1 protein-coding gene is annotated in these 428 nt (G+C 57.5%); it reads left to right on the top strand.

All coding sequences use genetic code 11. The features are described from left to right. Positions 1–304 (top strand): hypothetical protein (locus AB1462_RS32200; RefSeq protein ID WP_367249173.1); only part of this gene is annotated, 304 nt, incomplete at its 5' end. Between the last annotated feature and the right edge of the window lie 124 nt (positions 305–428).

The raw sequence follows: 428 nt of genomic DNA on the forward strand, positions 1-428 counted from the left end.
GATGGGACGCGCCGACCAGCGCACCAAAATCAAGGGCATGTTCGTCGATCCCAAACAACTCGCGGAAATCGTTACGCGGCATCCCGAAATTACCCGCGCCCGGCTTGTCGTAACGCGGGACGGAGAGGCCGATGCCATGGCGCTGCATGTCGAGGCCCAAGATTCAGGCGGGTCGCTGTCTGCAATCGAGGCTTCGTTGCGCGAAATCACCAAGCTTGGCGGCAAGGTTCACGCCGTCACCCCCGGCGCACTGCCCAATGACGGCAAGGTCATTTCCGACGAACGCGACTATGAGCGCGGATAGAAGCGGTTTCTGCTTGCATCGCAAAAACCGGGATGAAAACATGCCTGTCGGGAACACGTCATAAACAGACGATAGATTTCACGAAAAGTGTCGAGGAGACCGTCGATGAAGAGAATTTCCGACC

The sequence above is a fragment of the Pseudomonas sp. SB113 genome (assembly GCF_040754745.1).
Lineage (GTDB): Bacteria > Pseudomonadota > Gammaproteobacteria > Pseudomonadales > Pseudomonadaceae > Aquipseudomonas > Aquipseudomonas grimontii.